This window comes from Paenibacillus plantarum, assembly GCF_013141695.1.
GTDB classification, from domain to species: Bacteria; Bacillota; Bacilli; order Paenibacillales; family NBRC-103111; genus Paenibacillus_E; species Paenibacillus_E plantarum.
Map to the genome: position 1 here is coordinate 25,003 of NZ_WHNY01000020.1, position 16,381 is coordinate 41,383.

At 48.7% G+C, this 16,381-nt stretch carries 11 protein-coding genes; 3 read left to right on the forward strand and 8 right to left on the reverse strand.

Translation table 11 applies throughout. The features are described from left to right. Window positions 1–157 precede the first annotated feature (157 nt). Complete coding sequence (locus GC096_RS06510) at window positions 158–4,687, forward strand: glutamate synthase-related protein (protein ID WP_171629483.1); 4,530 nt, start codon at window positions 158–160, stop codon at window positions 4,685–4,687. Window positions 4,688–4,831: 144 nt separating this feature from the next. After that, window positions 4,832–4,957, forward strand: coding sequence for a DUF6254 family protein (locus tag GC096_RS38650; protein WP_246302615.1), 126 nt, complete (start codon window positions 4,832–4,834; stop codon window positions 4,955–4,957). Between the two features lie 164 nt (window positions 4,958–5,121). Here the strand turns inward: GC096_RS38650 and GC096_RS06515 are convergent, their stop codons facing one another. The 8 genes from GC096_RS06515 to GC096_RS06550 all read right to left on the reverse strand — a co-directional run bounded on the left by GC096_RS06515 (window position 5,122) and on the right by GC096_RS06550 (window position 13,522). Then, complete coding sequence (locus GC096_RS06515; protein ID WP_171629447.1) at window positions 5,122–6,603, reverse strand: amidase family protein; 1,482 nt, start codon at window positions 6,601–6,603, stop codon at window positions 5,122–5,124. A 134-nt stretch (window positions 6,604–6,737) separates the two neighbouring features. Further along, window positions 6,738–7,610: a DinB family protein gene (locus tag GC096_RS06520; RefSeq protein ID WP_171629448.1), complete on the reverse strand. Its 873-nt coding sequence runs from the start codon at window positions 7,608–7,610 to the stop codon at window positions 6,738–6,740. A gap of 69 nt (window positions 7,611–7,679) precedes the next feature. Beyond that, a complete protein-coding gene (locus GC096_RS06525; RefSeq protein ID WP_056617588.1) occupies window positions 7,680–8,342 on the reverse strand; it encodes a bifunctional 2-keto-4-hydroxyglutarate aldolase/2-keto-3-deoxy-6-phosphogluconate aldolase in 663 nt (220 codons plus the stop codon). 62 nt (window positions 8,343–8,404) lie between these two features. Further along, window positions 8,405–9,370 (reverse strand): sugar kinase, encoded by a 966-nt coding sequence (locus GC096_RS06530; protein ID WP_171629449.1) that lies wholly within the window; start codon window positions 9,368–9,370, stop codon window positions 8,405–8,407. 195 nt (window positions 9,371–9,565) lie between these two features. Continuing rightward, complete coding sequence (locus tag GC096_RS06535) at window positions 9,566–10,432, reverse strand: inositol monophosphatase family protein (RefSeq protein WP_171629450.1); 867 nt, start codon at window positions 10,430–10,432, stop codon at window positions 9,566–9,568. A 195-nt stretch (window positions 10,433–10,627) separates the two neighbouring features. Next, complete coding sequence (fabI, locus tag GC096_RS06540) at window positions 10,628–11,398, reverse strand: enoyl-ACP reductase FabI (protein WP_028555353.1); 771 nt, start codon at window positions 11,396–11,398, stop codon at window positions 10,628–10,630. A gap of 97 nt (window positions 11,399–11,495) precedes the next feature. Further along, window positions 11,496–12,485: a UV DNA damage repair endonuclease UvsE gene (gene uvsE / locus GC096_RS06545; protein ID WP_171629451.1), complete on the reverse strand. Its 990-nt coding sequence runs from the start codon at window positions 12,483–12,485 to the stop codon at window positions 11,496–11,498. A gap of 149 nt (window positions 12,486–12,634) precedes the next feature. Next, the gene (locus GC096_RS06550) at window positions 12,635–13,522 is read right to left on the reverse strand and encodes an AraC family transcriptional regulator (RefSeq protein ID WP_171629452.1); all 888 of its coding nucleotides are present in this window, start codon (window positions 13,520–13,522) and stop codon (window positions 12,635–12,637) included. A 147-nt stretch (window positions 13,523–13,669) separates the two neighbouring features. Between GC096_RS06550 and GC096_RS06555 the strand changes: the two genes are divergently transcribed. Next, window positions 13,670–16,348, forward strand: a complete 2,679-nt coding sequence (locus GC096_RS06555) for a family 78 glycoside hydrolase catalytic domain (RefSeq protein ID WP_171629453.1) — start codon at window positions 13,670–13,672, stop codon at window positions 16,346–16,348. The last annotated feature ends 33 nt before the right edge of the window (window positions 16,349–16,381 follow it).

Below are 16,381 nucleotides of genomic sequence, written 5' to 3' on the forward strand. Positions count from 1 at the left end.
GCATATTTCGGATTTGAGCCACAATGTGGATTTTCCTTAGGAAATGCGATAGCTAGCAGTTTCATCGGTGCCAGAATGCAAGAAGCGAAAGCAAGAGGAGTTTAATTATGTATGGGGGGTGACGGTCAGGCGACTGACCAGAGCAATGAATGAAATTATGCGTAATGAAGGCCGTTTTCAAGATCTACTAGGAACCGAACACGACAGCTGCGGTATTATTTGTATTATTGAGAAGAATGGTCATCCTTCCCGCGATAACATCCAAAAAACGATTGATGCCCTTGTTAAAATGGAACATCGTTCTGGATTTATCAATGGTGAAGGCGATGGTTGCGGTATTCTAACAGATATTCCACGTGCGCTTTGGGAAAAGAAGTTAACAGATGCGGGTCTGGACAGCAAACTTGCTTATGACAACCGTTTTTCTGTTGGACATATCTTTGTTCCACGCAAGTTGGATTTGACTGTTACTGAGATTCAAAACGGCATTCGTGAGCTATTTGCCTCCCATGATGTATCCATTATTCTAGAGCAAGAAAACCTAGTTGACAGCGGCTCCTTAGGCGCTAATGGTTTGCTCGATGAGCCTACGTTCTGGCAAATTGCAGCCATCAGCAATAAGACCGAAGGTCAAGTTGCCGATCACCTTTATGAACTGCATATTGCGATTGAAGATCGTTACAACGTGCATGTTGCTACACTTAGCAATGTAACATCTGCCTACAAAGTACTAGGTGCGGCTAGCATCCTACCTAAATATTTTAACGACTTGCGTGATCCTTTATTTGCGTCCCAAGTAACGATTGGTCATAACCGTTATTCCACGAACACATTGTCCAGCTTCTTCCGCGTTCAACCGTTCTCCCTTCTTGGACATAACGGCGAAATTAACACGGTGAAGAAACTTCGTCTTGAAGCTGACATGGTTGGCGTTCCGCTTGTAAGCGGCGGGTCTGACTCCCAAGACATGAACAGAACGATTGAAACGTTCATTCACCGTTTTGGATTGTCCCTTTTCGAAGCGATGGAAATGGTGTTCCCTCCTATTATTAATGAAATGAAACAGTTCCGTCCGGAACTTCAAGATCTTTATGTGTACTACCGTCAAGTATGGGGCCACTTTGCACAAGGTCCAGCAGGTATCGTTTCCCGTTACGGTAACGAGTGTATTTTCAGCGTAGATGCGTTAGGTCTTCGTCCTGTTTGGATGGTTGAAAGTGATACGTCCCTGTACTTCTCATCGGAGCAAGGTGTTATTACGGTTGGCGAAATGGTTGCTGATCCGAAGCCGATCGCACCAGGCGAGAAAGTCGGTGTTGTTCTAACACCAGGCGAGCACATTCAAGTGATTCCTTATCATGAAGTTCAAACCCTCGTGTATGAGCGTGTAAGCAAGCGTGTAAATATTGGCGGTCTCCGCTCCTATTTGAACCCTGCTCAAACGAATACAGAAGCTGAACTTAATGAGAATATTGTTACAACTGATCAAGTGTATAGTGCATTCGGTTGGGACCGTGACGGTATTTCACACATTGAATCCATGTCCGAAACAGGCGCTGAGCCAATTCGTTCATTGGGTCATGATTCCCCTCATGCCGCTCTTGCGTGGGAACGCCAGAATGTGCCTGACTTCATTAAAGAAAGTGTTGCTGTAGTAACGAATCCGGCTATTGACCGTGACCGTGAAATGGAGCACTTCTCTACACGGGTTATTGCAGGAGCTCGTCTTCCGGTATTTGCACAGGTGGATAGCAACCTTCGTCTTGAGCTTCTTGCTCCGCTTGTTCTTGAAGGAACGAACGGTGTAGGCAGCGAAGAAAACCTGTCCCAACCATCATTGGAGCAATTGCTTGCACAATTCCGTGCACAAGGTGATAACAAAGTAGCTGTTCTTTCCACAACTTTCGCTAGAGGGACTTCGCTAAAAGACGGCTTGAACCAACTTGCAGCAGATGCAATCTCTGCAGCTCGTAATGGCTCTGTACTTCTCGTCTTGGACGATTCAGAAGCTCACCAAAACGACCGCTTGTGGCTTGATCCGCACCTTGCTGTTTCCAAAATCGATATCGCACTTCGTGCAGAGAAACTCGGTTTCGGCGACAACCTGCGCCGCCAAGTTACATTGATCCTTCGTTCAGCTGCTATTCGCAGTCTGCATGATATCGCGGTAGCTTGTGGTCTTGGTGCAGACGTGATCTCACCTTACTTGCTGTTCTCCACGGCTTCTGACAAAGAAGGCCACGCAGCAGCAGCACGTAAAGTATACGCGGCACTTACGAAAGGGCTTGAAAAAGTCATTTCAACGATCGGTACGCATGAGCTTCGCGGGTACACACGTTTCTTCTCCTCCATCGGCTTCCATCCGGAAGTTTCCGAGGTGCTGGATATCGTGAACTACCTTGGTAGTGAAAAAGCAGGTACTGGCTTTGCTCAGCTTGAAGCTGAAGCTGAAGCTCGTTACACAGATTTCATCAATCCGAAAGCGAAAGCAGCGAAAAACTTCCGTTTCTTCCAACGTATGTGGAAGGCGCTAGGCGATGCTGCATCAGGAGCTGCTCCTTACAGCGACTACCGCGACAAACTGCGTGAAGAAGAGAAGAAGAACCCGATTTCCATTCGTCACATTGCAGGCTTCAAAGCAAGCAGCGATGGCCGTCAACCACTCGATCCGTCGCAAGTTGATATTTCCATTGGCGGTCATTCCTTGCCGATGTTGATCTCTTCGATGTCCTTCGGTTCACAAAATGAAACAGCTTTCCGTGCCTACGCTGAAGCCGGCGAACGTCTGAACATGGTTACCATGAACGGCGAGGGCGGAGAGATTAAAGATATGCTTGGCCGTTACAAAAGAACGCGCGGAGCGCAAGTCGCTTCCGGTCGTTTCGGTGTTAACATTGAGCTTGCTAACGCAGTAGCTTTCCTTGAGATCAAAATTGGTCAAGGGGCAAAGCCAGGTGAAGGCGGTCACTTGCCAGGTTCCAAAGTTACAGCGAAAATCGCTGAAGCTCGTAACGCTACAATCGGTTCAGACTTGATCTCGCCGTCCAATAACCACGATATCTACTCCATCGAGGATTTGGCGCAAATCATTTCCGAGCTTAAAGAAGGCAGCGGTCGTAAAGCCAAAATCATCGTTAAAATCCCAGTTGTTCCTGGTATCGGTACGATTGCAGTTGGTGTAGCGAAAGCTGGCGCTGACGTTATTACGCTTTCCGGTTTCGACGGCGGTACTGGTGCGGCTCGTATTCACTCCTTGACGCACGTTGGTCTTCCAACGGAAATAGGAACAAAACTTGCTCACGTTGCTTTGATTGAAGCTGGTCTTCGTCACCGCGTTGAGCTGTGGTCCGATGGCGGTCTAAAATCAGGCGCTGACGTTGTTAAAATGGTTATGCTTGGTGCAAACCGCGCTGGTTTCGGTAGTATCGCAATGCAATCCATTGGTTGTACAACATGTCGTGGTTGTCACTTGGACACTTGTCACGTTGGTATCGCAACACAAATCGATTCCATGGAAGAAGCCGAAGAAAAAGGTCTTCGCCGTTTCGTACCGCGTGTCTTTGACACGGCTGTAGATAGCCTGGTTCGTTTGTTCGGCGGTATCGGTGAAGAAGTTCGGGAAGTTGTTGCTTCCCTTGGTTTCTCAAGCTTGCAAGAACTTGTTGGCCGTTCTGATCTTTTGGAGCAAATCAGCCACATTGAGCGCATTGACCTATCCGACATTCTTCGTCCAGCTCCATTGCAGTTTATTTCTGAGGAAACAAGAGCAGCTGAAGCAGCAGCAGTTTCGTCCGATATTCGTATCGCGGCTGGTGCAGAAGGTTTAGACTTCTTCCCGGATTCCGTATCATTCGATGCTCCTGTTGTTCGTAACTGGTCCAAAGTGGATGCTGAGTCCCGTATCCTTGGAACTCGTTATTCCAGCCATCGCGTAAGAGACCGTTTCAACGGCAGCTACGATGAGCTTCCATCCGTTGCACTTAACTTGATCGATGGTTCCGTTCCTGGTAACGGTCTTGCCGCATTCAACGCGCGTGGCGTAGACATTACAGTACACGGCGGTGCTGAAGACGGTCTTGGTAAAATGGCCTTCGGTGGTAAAGTAGCTATCGTGAAATCACTTGGCAAAAACAATACCTTCATCAATGGTAGCGTTGGTAAATCATTCGGTTACGGCGCTCAAAAAGGTTTGTTCTTGATTCAAGGCAGCGCAGATACACGTGCATGTATCCGTTTCTCCGGTGCTGACGTTGTATTCGGCGGCGAAATCACAACGCCTCTGCAAGATGAGCTTGGCGGTCTAGCAGCTCGTGCGAATCTTAAAGGCTTCGCGTTCGAGTACATGACAAACGGCCGTGCCGTTGTTATGGGCGATCCAGGTCCATGGATCTGTGCAGGTATGACGGGTGGGGTTATCTACCAACGTCTAGTGCCAGAAATGGGTCTAGATCAAGCAGCTATCGAACGTCGTATTGCTAAAGGTGCTAAAGTTAAACTTGAGCCTATCGGCCTTCAAAGTAAAAAAGATCTTACTGATTTGCTCACTGCTTACCACGCTGAGCTTGCGAACTCCGGTCAATCCGAAGCCGCGGCGAAAATCGAAGGTTTGCTAAGTAATCTAGAAGCTAACTTCATCCGGATCTCCCCGGTCAACATGCAAGCTGACCAATCCGTTGCTACTGAATAGTATTGTTGCAAATAGCTCCATCAGACCTTCAAGGGTCTGGTGGAGTTTTTTCATAAGTGCAAGTGTTATTGGTGCATAAAATGCGAGCAGTTATCGCATTTTATTAGTGCAACACCATCCGCATGCCACAGGAGGTTTTCAGCTATGAGCCACTCGAAGCGCCGCCAAGAAGCTGCATGGAAGGGTCGTAAACAAGCGGGGCATCCACCACATGGTAAGGTGAAAGCCCTGGCCGAATTCGCCAGTGAGTATGATGCGGAAAACAAGTAGTTAGGATTCCCCCCTCTCCTCCCACACGTTAGAGGGACCAACACAAAGAGCCCGTTCGACCTATTTCTAAGGAAATCAGGTCTTCGGGTTCTTTGTGTTTGGTTGGGTATGTAGGTGAAGGCACATAGCGCTCGTTCTCACCTTATGGATACTATCCCCTCTGCTCAGGACGATTGTTTGCCGGGCGGAACACGGTGATGGGTAGCTTGCTCGAAGCCGTAGGCAATTTTGATCAAAGTAGGCTCACTGAAAGCTCTGCCCGAAAAAACAACACCAAAAGGCCCCTTGGTCGATTGACCACGCGCGTCGATAACTCCCTCTTCGGCATAACCGGCCGGAACTGAAATCAACGGGTAACCCAATCGCGCCGCGATATACAGGCCATCCACATCACCTGGGAGCAAGAGCGCATCCAAGTCATCTTTATCTAGTGCATAGTCGATTCCTCGTTGGAGAGGCAGTTGCTTGTAGGCTTGTATCTTCTGCAGATAGGTTTCCTCCGTCAAGGTCGTTTCTTGTGAGCGAACGAGTGTGTCCTGCCCGAATTGCAAAGCTACCTCTGCATGGTTGTGGTTATACGCAATCAGCTCTTCCAAAGAGTGAACAGGTATGTCTTCAGCCAGTTGCGATAAATAGGCATTCAAGCCTTTTTTAAATTCATACGTGATGGCATCATTGTTCCAGTTTTGCTGTTCCACGTGTAAGCTAACTGGATCTACGATTGTTGCGCCTTCCATGGTCAGGGTTGCAATGGCGGCTTCCATAATGGCTAGTCTTTCCTTGTCCAAATGTTGATAATAATGCCGCGGAACACCGATTCTGGCCTGTCGCATAAAACTCGCATCCAAAAACGGTGTGTAGTCTTGTAATGTGACTTTACTGCTCGCTAACGTAGCCGGATCCTCGCTGTCAGTCCCTGTTAATGCCCCTAACAAAATCGCAGCATCTTTAACCGTCCTTGCTACTGGCCCAGGGGTATCCTGGCTGCTTGAAATCGGAATAATACCCGAACGGCTCACTAGACCAACAGTAGGTTTGATCCCCACGACATAATGCTGACTTGCCGGTCCAACAATAGAACCTGCCGTCTCAGTACCTATCGAAGCAGCACCTAGATTTGCAGCTACTGCCGCCGCCGAACCCGAGCTAGACCCGCTCACGAACATTTCCCCGGGACCATAAGGGTTAAGCACTTGCCCGCCACGTGAACTATATCCTGCAGGCATGGAGCTAGACATAAAATTCGACCATTCCGACATATTCGTTTTTCCAAGCAAAACGGCACCTGCCGCTCGCAGCTTCGCCGCTACCAATGAATCCTTAGCCGCATACGAATCCGCCAGCGCAATCGAGCCAGCACTCGTAGGCATCTTATCGTGCGTATCAATGTTATCTTTTAGAAGAATCGGTATCCCGTGCAAGTTCCCTCGGCTCCCTGATTCCTTGCGTTCTTGATCTAAGTCCTTTGCGATTTGAATCGCTTCGGGATTGATTTCTAAGATTGAGTTGATGGTAGAATCATACTCGTCAATTCGCTCTAGATATACACGAACAAGCTCCTCTGAGGTTACTGAGCCTGTCTCCATGGCAGCTTGCATACTTGCTATATCCGCTTCTACAATCCAATCCTTTAGATGCTTAGTCACTTGATCGACTCCCTACTGCCTTCTTGGGTAACTTACTTGTTGTATCCAACTTACCATAAGCTGGGAAAGGGCACATATAGAAAGATTAACTATAGCTGAATTAGGCGGCAGGCAGTTCCCTTAGCATGTATCCCTTACCTACGAACCCCGTGCAGCTCACAAATTCGCTCGATAGCACGCAAATGATGCTTGGCATGCCCAGCCATCATTTTCAGCAATTGGGCAACATTTTCCTCCCGACTCGTCGTCCGTATGGTGCGGTCTAGCGCATCTGGAAGATGCTTGCACAGCCCGACAATATGCTGCCTCGCCGCTCCAAATAGCAGAACTTCGGCAGCAATTGGCCTCTGTGCATAGTGGAGTCCCCGCTGCCAATCATCGGGTTGAAACGCATTCCCCGTATATATCCTCCCCGGCTCTGCAAGTGCAAATTTCACTTTGTGCAGGGTGATCAGCTCCAAATCGATCAGATGCAGCACATGCTCACGAATTGACCACTTGTCGTGTACTTCACGTAAGTTAAGCTGTGCATCAGATAAGCCGTCAATGGCATGATGTAACTCCTCCACGCCCGCTTCATACATCTTCATAATCTCGATATGGGATGGGAATAGCTCTTCCCAGTAGACCAGTGTATACCCATCAATGGTCGGAACATGGCGTTCACGAATATGTTCGGACTCCAGACTCTCTATGGCCTGCTGGAAGCCTCTGGCGAGCAAGTTCGACTCCACGTCAGCTACAGAAGCTACACCGATGTAAACAAGACTTCCAGCTTGTGCTGCACTGTAATTCACTCTTAACCAACGGTTCAGAACTCCACTTGCTTCATATCCCTTCACGACTAGGACAGCTTCGTCTGTTGTATCACCAATATGCAGCAACGCCGCACAACCCGTCTCGTCCTGCTCAAGCAACTCCCAGCCTAGCTGACTCCTATAAAAAGCTATCGACGCCTCCAAATTGCTCACGCTGAGCAATAATCTAGCCTGACCGCTCTGCTCCATCTTCCCTGCCTCCATTTCCGCACAAAAAAATACGCTCCGTCCTAATTTCGACGGAGCGCATGCAAATGCCTACTTCTTGGCCGCTTGGTAGGCCTCGATATATTGAGCAGCCTTCTTCGCAACAAGGCTGTAGTTTCCTGTTTTGACCGCTTCGCTGGTCAAATCGGAGCCGATGCCGACGGCAACTGCGCCGGCCTGGATCCATTCGCCGAGGTTGCTCAGCGAAACCCCGCCAGTAGGCATAATGTTCGCCTGTGGCAGCGGACCTTTAATGGCCTTAATCATCGCCGGGGAATATAGATTACCCGGGAATAGCTTCACGATGTCCACGCCAAGCTCTAGCGCGGCTTGGATATCCGCAATGGTCATGCACCCTGGCATGATCGGCACACGATACCGGTTACACAGGGTAACCGTGCTCGGGTTCAAAGACGGGCCGACAACGAACTCGGCCCCGCTAAGGATCGCGGCACGCGCTGTTTCGGGGTCAAGGGCTGTGCCCACCCCGATAATCGCGTACTTGGACGCGTCCTTCGCTGTGCTCGAGTAGCGTTTCGCAAGCTCCTCAATCGCGCGCAGCGCGAAAGGCACGGTCATCGTGACTTCGATGACTTTGATACCGCCGGCGATCGCTTGATCCGCCATTTCGACGACTTCTTCTGGTGTATCTCCGCGTAGGACGGCAACGACGCCCTCATTTGTAATTTGCTGAAGTAATTGAAGTTTCTTCACAATCATCTTCCCTTCTTTTTGTAAGCATATATGAGTTATTTTTCGTAACGACTTTCGAACAATTAACGTTCAATATGTTTAATGTTGTTAAGTACCGCTTCCACTTGCTCCCACGTCGGAGCGCCTTCCCAGTCGCCTTCCGTCTGCACGATCATGGAACCCACCAAATTCCCGATGCGAACAGCCTCAGGGTACTCGTACGCTTTCAGCACGCCCACCAAAAAGCCTGCACAAAACCCATCGCCCGCACCAACAGTATCAACGACTTGCTCTGCTTTGAAGTAAGGCACAGTTGTAATTGTATCCGCCGTCACGACGTATGTCACATCTTCTCCACCTTTGACAATGGAAACCGCCGACAATTCACGCAGCTTGCTCACGATGACATCCCAGTCTTCGGTTTGGTACAGCAGCTTCAGCTCATCCAAGCCTGGCAGGAAAATATCCGACAGTTTCGCCAGTTCAAGCAGCACAGGACGCGCCTCTTCGATGCTCCACAGCTTCAAGCGCAAATTCGGATCAAAGCTAACCTTCACGCCATGCTTACGAGCCAAGCGAATAGCTTCAAAAGCTGCCTCTCTACACGACTCACTAAGCGCCGGTGTGATTCCTGTGATATGCAATATTTTGGCCCCAGCGATGTATGCCTCATCCAAATGTTTCGGGCTCATCTGACTTGCTGCTGAGTTTTTGCGATAGTAGTAAACGGACGTTTTGCCCATGAGAACTTCACGCATCATGAGCCCTGTTGGCGCATCGGGAGTCAATTCCGCACGGGAAACATCGACACCTTCACCGCGGATTTTTTTGAAAATCATACGACCTAACGGGTCCTTGCCCAGTCTGCCGAACCAACCTACATGACCGCCAAGACGTGAAATGCCGATCGCCACATTGCTCTCTGCACCGCCAAACAGGCTATGCAGCTCCGATGAGTACTCTAAGCCCTTACCACCTGAAGGCATGAGTAGTGCCATTGTTTCTCCAAACGTAATAATATCTGGTCCTGATCCTGTATTTACCGACATAGAAGCACTCCATCCATTCCGATCACGACTCGCGTGTCCCGTTAATTGAAACGTTTAAATAAATGAGATATCTCATATTATAGAGGATTTCAACGGATTTCACCAGACTTTTACGACGGGCTGCCTCCGTTCCAAATAGAGGAAAAACCTCTTGCTGAGTCACTCCTCACGGAACGACCTTGCAAGAGGTTCTTTTTACTTCACATATCCTGTCGCTTCAGCTACTGCGAGCTCGTTCTGGAGCTCCTCGTGAATACGTCCATTTGTTGCCATCACATTACGCACGCCCAAGTGATAAAGCTTGCCTTCCGTATCCGTCACACGGCCGCCTGACTCTGTAATGAGCAAGGCACCTGCTGCAATGTCCCAGGCATTGAGACCGATTTCCCAAAAGCCGCTAAGACGCCCAGCAGCCACATAGGCCAAATGCAGCGCTGCGGAGCCTGCCACACGGATGTTACGAACTTTCGGCGAAAGCGCCTGAACGCCTTTCATATTAATAGGCAGCGCTCCATCACGGTCAGCAGGGAATCCAGTAGCGATTAAACTGGTAAGCAGCGTCTCCTCTTCGGAGACCTCTGTCTTTTTACCATGCATGTAAGCGCCTTTCCCCTTCTCAGCAACGAATAATTCGTCGCGTGATGGGTCATATACAACGCCTACGATGACTTCACCTTTATGCGCCAATGCAATCGACACGGAGAAGAATGGAAATCCATGAACGAAGTTCGTCGTGCCATCAATTGGATCTACGATCCAAAGATACTCTTCATCACTCATTTCTTGCAGTGCTTTGGCTGACGCCTCCGGACCCGGCTCTACGCCTTCCTCCCCAAGGATCGAATGGTTAGGGAAATGCGTCATAATCAAATTACGAATCAACTTCTCGGAACCTTTATCGACCTCTGTCACTAAATCCTGTGCAGAGTACTTCGTCCCCACATGATTAATATCTCCAAGCTTGGTTTTGATCCACTGACCTGCCTTAGCTGCCGTGTTAATGGCTACAGCTGTAAAACTTTTGCTACCAACAACGAATGTCTCCGCGCCACCATTTACCATATATATCAACTCTTTCTTTTCATTAATTTAGATATTACGTTAAGTATAGTAAATTATACGTTTCTAATACTAGTGCGTTTCATCCTAATTTATTCGTACATTTTCACATTGGCGCGGAAATTCATGCAAAAAAACCGTATCGGCACCAACGCCGTACGGTTTTCTATCTGCTTTTATCTATGAAAATAAAGCCTTCTATATACCAACGATGTGGTATCCGCCATCTACATAAATAACTTCGCCTGTGATTCCACGGGACAAATTGCTCATAAGGAACATCGCCGTATCGCCAACCTCAGCTGTATCTGTCGTTTTGCGAAGTGGAGCTTTCTCTTCGACTTGACGCAGGATGGAGTTGAAATCCTTGATGCCTTTGGCAGCCAACGTACGGATCGGACCTGCCGAGATGCCGTTAACGCGAATACCGAATTGGCCAAGATCTGCCGCGAGGTAACGAACGCTAGCTTCAAGCGCAGCTTTGGCAACACCCATCACGTTGTAGTTTTTCATAGCGCGCTCTGCGCCAAGGTACGTCATCGTCATGATGCTTCCGCCTTCGGTCATCAGCGGGTAAATGCGTTTGGATACGGCCACTAGGGAGTAAGCACTGATGTCATGCGCAAGCGCGAAACCATCACGTGATGTATCCACGAACAGCCCGTCCAACTCTTCTGTTTTAGCAAAAGCAATACTATGTACAAGTCCATGCACGACTCCGAACTTCTCTTTGAGCGCAGAAGCCAAAGTATCGATTTCTGCATCTACGGTTACGTTACAAGGCATCAACGTGGAGCCAGGGATCGTATCAGCCAGCTTGCGTACGCGTTCCTCAACGCGCTCGTTTTCAAACGTGAATACCAAATTAGCGCCTTGTGCGGCTAAAGATTGTGCAATGGCCCAAGCGATACTGCGGTCATTAGCAACACCCATTACAAGTATATTTTTTCCGTTTAATAATTGACTCATGGTTCGTAGAAGCCCCTCTCACAGTGGATTGTGCATCTTTCATTCCCACTCTCCAAAGTACCCCATTTTGTCCAACAATTCAAGAAAAATATGGGATTTAGAGCTGTAGCGACGCTTCATCGAGGGCTGTGACGCCTTCTTGTTCCTTGAGGTCCTCCATGAGCTTGAAAAGAGCGCTATCCTTCATCTTGGCTTCGATCATGATATCCAGATTCGGTGTGATGGGGGCTATAGCTTTCAGAAAATTGTATAAGGGCCCTACCTCCACATAGTCGGCATGACTTCTTGGTTCTGTTTCGCCTTTGGGGCTGGAAACGTGAATTTTGGGTGGGAGTGAGGATGAGGTCTCATCCAGATGCAAGCGCGCGCGCGTTAGCCAGGTTTCTTGAATGCGCGGCCACAACTCGACTGCGTCTTCGCCATTATTGTTGACTGTATGATGATGCACATCCAATACCATCGGAGCACCGACTTCCTCGGCAATTTCGAGCGTCTCTAGGGCATTGAAGGTTTTGTCGTCATTTTCGAGCGTGATTCGTCGTTGAATCGGAATACGCATGGCGGTGAAGTTTTGGACAAATCGCTTTGCGGATTTAATTTTATCCCCATAGGAACCACCAACATGAATGTTGCACATCGCTTCCATCCCAAGCCCCATGGCGTTTAGCATGGCGGAGTGACGCTCCAAGTCTTCGACCGATTTCTGGAGCACGTCCTTTCTCGCGGTGCTGAGCACGGTGAAGTGATCGGGATGGAAGCTAACGCGCATGTTATTCTGCTTGGCGTAGCTGCCAAGCTCCTCAAATTCTGCCGATAAGGCAGGGATCGGATCCCAGTCGCCCAGCATCTCATGTCCAATCAGCGGGATAAATCGGGAAGAAAATCTAAACACCATGATATCATGAGCACGATTATGTTTGAGCAAACGGAGCGTATTATGTAAGTTCTCAGCGCCGATGCGCTGCAGCTTGCGAATAGCTGCCTCACGATCGAGCAGCTTGCTGAAGTTTGTTGCCGTCATCGTCTTGGACGGGGAAGCATTCTTTACCACAGTGGACATGGCTACGTATCCTAGGCGAATAAGCATAGTGGGGTTCTCCTTTGTATGAAGATGATCCCCGTTAGGTTACCCCTGTGCTCTGCGGCACATACAAGTTATCATTTCTGCCAAATAGGCAACAAAGACCGCGGGGAAGTTTCCCGGCAGTCAATCTGCTTAATTGCGTGTCTTTCCTATTACCCCAGAGGTTTCCGATAGCGACCCGGCGTCATGCCGACCACCCTTTTAAAAACCGAAACAAAAGAATGCAAATCTTTATACCCGACCGCTTCGGCGATACTGCTGATTTTATGCTTGGAATTGCGGAGAAGCTCGCAACTTTTACGTACCCGCAAGCTTTGCAGATAATGATGAAAGGTCTGACTGGTATACCGGTTGAACAATCGCTGCAGGTGACGCTCGCTCCACTGAAATTTCTCAGTTAGATGCGATAACGTCAAGTCGACGGCATAATGCTGTTCCATATAAAGAAGCACAGGAAGAAATCGGTCCTGTTCCGCCGGTTCAGCCCGGGAACTTGCCGGATGATCTTTATTCTTTAGTCGATAGATCTTCACCAGCAGCTGCAGAAGCAGACTATTCAAATATGTGGATGATCCGCTTAATGGCATAGAATACTCTTGATGTAAGGCAAGGAAGAGCTTTTCCAGCCCCATATCGGCATCCAAGAGCGACTCATATTCATGCGTCTCTTTTTTGAGCTTCTGCAAATAATCCACGATAGGAGCATCCACGACGCTTGGCAACAAACTTTCGATCAGCTGTGGCTTAAAAATACAATTATAAATAATTAACGGTTCTCTCCACACATCCGCAGACGATGGACGGAACACATGTGAAACGCCGATGGGGAGGACATAGAGCTGCCCCCGTTCCACACGGTGAACCTCATTTTCAATGTAATGGAAACCTGTGCCTTCCCCGACATAAGCTAACTCGATAAATTCATGCGAATGCCGGGATAAACGGAAAGATTCCGTGACCCTGTTAACATAAAGCATCTGATGCTGCGAAAAAAAGCGATCTCCTTTAAGCGTATGCTTTAGCGGATCAGGATGCTTCATAGTCCGTCCCCCCCTCTAAAATCAGTCCGTTTCACCTATATATTTTGTCCGAAATCCCACATATAGCTATTATCTATTTATTTTATGATTATAAGTGAAATAAAAATATAGGTAAACCGGACAGTTTTCCGAAAAGGTGGGACACTTATGACAACTGTTAGCAGATTACGATGTGAGTACAAGGAAAATCCGATCGGAATAGACATCCAGCAACCGCGGATTAGTTGGCAAGTTCACAGCGATGTGAGATCCTGGCTGCAATCCGCTTACCGCATCCAAGTTTCGCAGGATCCGGTCTTTGCCGCTACACTCTGGGATTCTGGAAAAATCCACTCCGATCAATCCATTCACATTGAACTGGCCGACTTACCTTGGCAAAAGCAAAAGCGATACCATTATCGTATAAAGGTTTGGAGCGAACAGGGCGAGGAAACCGCCTGGTCCGAATCCGCCTTCTGGGAAATGGGACTGCTTCAAGCGGAGGACTGGCAGGCCGAGTGGATCAGCGCCCCAGTCCGATTCGATGAATCGGAGTCCTGTCCTCTACTCCGTCGTACTTTTCAGGTTACTGCTCCAGTCAAAAACGCCCGCATCTATGTCACAGCACTCGGGCTTTACGAGCTGCACTTGAACGGAAACCGTGTCGGAGACAGCTTTTTCACCCCCGGATGGACGAGCTATCATCATCGCATTCAATACCAGACCTATGACATTACCAGTCTGCTTGAAATTGGAGAAAATGCTGTTGGCGGCATACTCGGAAACGGTTGGTACAAGGGCAAATTAACCGGATCTCATAAACCGAACATCTATGGCAATCGTACCGCTCTTTTAATGCAGATGCACATCGAATATGCCAACGGCGCAGAAGAAGTTATCATAACTGACAGTAGTTGGCTGGCATCGGAGAGCCCGATTCTCATGTCGGAACTCTATGACGGTGAAACCTACGACGCCCGCTTAGAAAAAGCGGATTGGAATAAACCGGGCTACGACCATAGCCAGCAAACAGATTGGGTCACCGTTGATAGTCGTGTACACACCAAAGAGACCCTGATCGCCCAGGAAAACGAACCCGTCCGTCAAATTGAAGAAATTGCCCCGATCGCGCTGATTCTCACGCCACAAGGCGAAACAGTGATCGACATGGGACAGAATATGGTTGGTTGGGTCCGCTTTACCGTTCATGGCCAAGCAGGCCAGGAAGTGATTTTGCAGCATGCTGAAGTATTGGATAGGGAAGGTAACTTTTATACGGATAATTTGCGAAATGCGAAACAAACAGTCCGTTACATTTTAAAAGGCAGTGAGCAGGAAACCTATGAACCACACTTCACCTTTCAGGGATTTCGTTATGTGAAGCTAAGCGGCTTCGGCGAGGCCATTCAACTCGGTTGGTTCACTGGCATCGTACTTCATTCCGCTATGCAACAAACGGGAGATTTCCAATGCTCCGATCCGTTGATTAATCAACTACAGCACAATATTCTGTGGGGACAGAAAGGCAATTTCCTCGATGTGCCTACGGATTGCCCGCAGCGTGATGAGCGACTGGGATGGACCGGCGACGCCCAGATGTTTATCCGCACATCAGCGCATTTAATGAACGTCGCCCCATTTTTCAGCAAATGGCTTCACGATCTAGCGGCTGATCAGTTGGAGAACGGCGGCGTCCCGTTTGTCATCCCTCATGTTTTAAAAGACACGAGTCATTCCTCCGCAGCTTGGGGAGACGCCGCCGTCATTTGTCCGTGGGTCCTCTACCAGTGTTACGGAGACAAGCGGATTCTTGAACAGCAATATGAAAGCATGAAGGCTTGGGTGGGCTACATTCGTGATCAAGGTGACAATGAACTCCTTTGGAATACGGGGTTTCATTTTGGAGATTGGTTAGGATTAGACGCTAAACCGGACAGCTACGTAGGCGCCACCGACAGAGATTTTATTGCTACAGCCTTTTATGCATACTCAGTCTCCCTGCTGGCCAAAACGGCGAAAGTTTTGAACCGTGGAACAGATCAAGAAGCTTTCTCCCATCTGTATAACCAAATACTGTGTGCTTTTCAACAAGAATTTATTACACATTCGGGACGATTAAGCGTACCTACACAGACCGCTGCTATTTTGGCGCTTATGTTCGATCTTGTGGACGGAACAGCTAGGGAGCGCACAGCAAAAAAACTGATAGAGCTACTGGAGGAAAACAAATTTCACCTGACGACTGGTTTTGTCGGCACGCCTTACTTGAATCTAGTGTTAAGCAAAATTGGCCAAACCGAGACCGCCTATAAACTGCTGTTCCAGACCGATTATCCCTCCTGGTTGTATCAAGTGACCCAAGGTGCCACGACAATCTGGGAACATTGGGACGGCATCAAGGAAGACGGCAGCTTCTGGAGCTTGCATATGAATTCGTTCAATCACTACGCTTATGGCGCTATCGGAGAATGGCTATACCGCTGTGTCGCTGGTCTCGATTTGGACGAAGAGGTCCCAGGATATAAACATATCCACCTCCATCCCCAACCAGGGGGAGGCTTAACCTGGGTGAACGCCGAACTGGAATCCATGTACGGGTTGATTCTAACCGGATGGCGCCAATCTGATTTTTCCATGGAAGTAACTGCAGTACTGCCCGCCAACACAACGGCGACCTTGTTACTTCCGAAGGCTACGCTTGCAACACTCCGGGAAAATGACGAATCGATCTCCCAGTCATCCGGCATACACAGCCTTCTGGAAACGGCAGTTGGTGTTTCCTTATCATTAGGATCCGGCAATTTCCGGTTTACCTATGAAATGAAAAGGGACCTCGCGCTATCCTAATGAGCGTATTTATAGAGTTAGGACTATAGGTTC